The 3,085-nt window shown below is 66.3% G+C and carries 3 protein-coding genes and 1 pseudogene; 2 read left to right on the top strand and 2 right to left on the bottom strand.

The window, feature by feature from the left end; translation table 11 throughout:
- Together Aple_RS46360 and Aple_RS46355 are read right to left on the bottom strand one after the other, a co-directional pair.
- A partial coding sequence (locus Aple_RS46360) for a lysophospholipid acyltransferase family protein (protein WP_155351185.1) occupies positions 1–596 on the bottom strand: 596 nt, incomplete at its 3' end.
- A 198-nt stretch (positions 597–794) separates the two neighbouring features.
- Positions 795–1,106, bottom strand: coding sequence for a hypothetical protein (locus Aple_RS46355; protein ID WP_155351179.1), 312 nt, complete (start codon positions 1,104–1,106; stop codon positions 795–797).
- Between the two features lie 879 nt (positions 1,107–1,985).
- Here Aple_RS46355 and Aple_RS46350 point away from each other — a divergent pair.
- Positions 1,986–2,513, top strand: coding sequence for a GNAT family N-acetyltransferase (locus tag Aple_RS46350; protein ID WP_155351178.1), 528 nt, complete (start codon positions 1,986–1,988; stop codon positions 2,511–2,513).
- A 307-nt stretch (positions 2,514–2,820) separates the two neighbouring features.
- A pseudogene (locus tag Aple_RS52570) lies at positions 2,821–3,085 on the top strand (winged helix DNA-binding domain-containing protein); the annotation flags it as partial.

The raw sequence follows: 3,085 nt of genomic DNA, 5'->3' as shown, positions 1-3,085 counted from the left end.
GAGAGCCGCTGGATGGCCGCCATGACCTCGTCGGTGACCTGTCGCCGGTCGCGGGCTCGGCCGGGGTCGCCGGTGAATGTCATGGGTTCGCCGATCCGTACCCCGATGCGGTGGATTCGCGGCACCGACGCACCAAGCGGCAGAACGCGCTCGGTTCCCAGCATTGCCACCGGTAGTACTGGCGCCCCCGTCGTCAACGTCAGCCACGCCACGCCGATCTTGCCCTTGTACAGCCGCCCGTCCGGCGATCGCGTCCCTTCCGGGTAGATGCCGAACAGTTCGCCCGCCTTCAGAACCCCCGCCGCCGCGTCGAGCATCTCCTGCGCCGCCCCCGCGCTGTCCCGGTCTATGGCCAGATTCCCCTGCATGATCATGCGCGTGATCGGATTCCCCGTCGTGAAGTACTCGTTCTTGGCCACGAACGTCACGCGCCGCGACAGCAACGCGGGAAGAAAGAACGAGTCGAGCACAGAAAGGTGATTCGACGCCAGAATCGCCGGCCCTTGCTCGGGCACATGCCCCAGCCCCTCGACCCTCGGCCGCCACACCAGATGAACCGCGGGAACGCTGAGAAACTTGGCGACACGGTAGAACACAGATACTCCTCCGCTAGGCGACCAGATCAAGCGTAGTTCCCCACACGTTGATCCTCACCGAGGCAGGCTGATCCACCAGGATGATCCCTTGACACGAAAGCAAAAGATCGTCGTTGTCGCTTCGCCATCCCCAGGAGATGCCATCTTGCGCGACTGCTCAGGCCCCACCTGAGTAACCGCGTTACGCAGACTGACGAGTCATCGAGGCTCGACGGTGACCCACGAGGACTGACCGCCCTCCGCTCGGACAGCACCCTCGACCGCCTGCATCGGGTTGCTCCGGCACTTCCCGAGCGACCTCCAGCCCTGGCCTCCCGCAGCGCCATGCGCATCCTGGGCCACCACGACCACCCGCGAATCGAGCAATTCGACCAGATCCTCGGCGGTGCCGCCGCGAGCGTGACACCCGTACGAAAGCCACGGCACGGGGTCGTCCCACCCCGCCCTGGGAGCGTCCTCATAGTCGGGGTCGGCGAGAGCGTGCAATCCCTGGGCGGCGAATGTATCCACAGCACCGAGGATGCCGTGCTCACGGCCGTACATCTGGCCCTTCGGATGCTGTGGACGAGAGTCGACACGGACGCCCGCTGTCTTTCCCGGCTGTGGCCGATGGACCTTGCGCCGATCCGGGGTTCGGCCGCTGCGGCTGGCCGAGTTTCTCACCCTGCGATCCAGGTGGATGGAGGGTCGAGCAGGCTGCGGGGTTAAGCGCAGAATGCCCCGCCCGAGGGCGAGGCACTCCAAACGTTCAGGCCGGTGTGGTGGTCGCCTCCTCGGCGAGATGCACAACACGGCTCCAGCCGAACGGTATTCCGTGAAGGCGGTAAATGCGGCCCGGGGGACACATCCACACCGGCATATGTAGTTAACCACACGGTCCGACCCCTTGTTCCCGCACGACATCCCGGTAGCGGCGTTTCACGACCCCCGGTTTGGGCGCGCGAGCGCTGCCTGGCTCCGGCCAAGCACCCCCTGCGCCTTCACATCCACTGCCCCTCCTCCTTCGTGATCACGAAGATGCCAGACAACCGGCTTCAACGGAACAGAGGATGCCCAGGCCAGAGGTCTCTGGGACGGAGGGAATGATGTCCCGGCCGGGACCTCAATGGGACGGATGGTGTTCCGGCCGGGACCTCAATCGGACGGATGGTGTTCCGACCGGGACCTCAATCGGACGGACGGTGTTCCGGCCAGGACCCAATGGGACAGATGGTGTCCCGGGTCAGCGGTTTCGATGGACCGGTGGGTGGGTTTGTGCTGGTGTGCCCCGGTCGGGCGCATGGTCCGAGGGTGGTGGTAACCGGCGATTTGGAGTCCGTTTCCTGGTTAGTAATCCCTTTTGTGGCTGTCTCAAATGACATGTGGGGCGTAGTGAACGACAATAGGGTCATGGTCTTTTCGACTGAGCGGTTGATCCTGCGGCGCTGGCGGGACGTTGATCGTGAGCCGTTCGCCGCGCTGAACGCCGATCCTGAGGTCATGGAGCACTTCCCCGCCAGGTTGATCCGCGAGGAGAGCGACCTGCTGGTGGACAGGATCGAAGCCGGATTCGAGGCGCGCGGGTTCGGCCTATGGGCGGTGGAGGTCGCCGCCACCGGCGAGTTCATCGGCTTCACCGGCCTGGCGGTGCCCGGCTTCCGGCCCGGTGTGGAGATCGGCTGGCGACTGGCCCGCTCCGCGTGGGGGTACGGCTACGCGAGCGAGGCGGCCCGCGCCGTCCTGGCGGAAGGCTTCCAGCGGCACGGCCTGCGGGAGATCATCTCCTTCACGGCCGCGGAGAACATCCGCTCTCGCGCGGTCATGCGCCGCATCGGCATGACCCACGACCCCGCCGACGACTTCGATCACCCGGCATTGCCCGACAACAGCCGCCAGCGCAGACACGTCCTCTACCGAATCCACGCCCCAGCGAATTAACACACCGACCAGAAAGAGCCAGTCAGTGGGTAGCCCCGCTGCTATCCGACGCCGTTCACGCTGGCGGTGTTCCTCGCCTCACCTGTGCCAAGCGGGCAGCGAGAAGAGAACTACCGCCAGCGCGTTGGGGTCGTGCTCGAGGGGTCGGCTCGTCGAGTCGGCGCCGCGCACCGGCGGCTGGCTGGACTGCGGTGCTGCGGGGTTACGCCAGGACCTCTTGGCTGTCCCGTTCGACGTAGGCGATGCCGAGCGAGCCGGTTCGGCACAGGGTGCTGGTTCTGTCGGTGGGGCGGCCTATTCTGCGCGGATGGGTGTGAGCGTGATGGATGAGCGGGCGTTGAATCGGGCGCTGCTGGCCAGGCAGGGGCTGCTCGAGCGGCGGGCGGGGCCGGTTGGCGCGGTGGTGGCGGCGGTGGGGGCGTTGCAGATGCAGTATTGGCCCGCGTTGCGGCCCGCTTTGTGGAGCCGGATGGAGAGGGCTCTTCCGGGGGGGCCGTTTCTGGCGCATGACGTGGGGGAGTTGCTGACGGGGACGTTACTGCGGGGGACCATTCATACCGTTACGGCGGGGG

The organism is Acrocarpospora pleiomorpha, assembly GCF_009687885.1.
GTDB lineage: Bacteria > Actinomycetota > Actinomycetes > Streptosporangiales > Streptosporangiaceae > Acrocarpospora > Acrocarpospora pleiomorpha.
The sequence above is the reverse complement of the archived record's forward strand: the minus strand, read 5'-3'. Positions and strand labels throughout refer to the sequence as shown.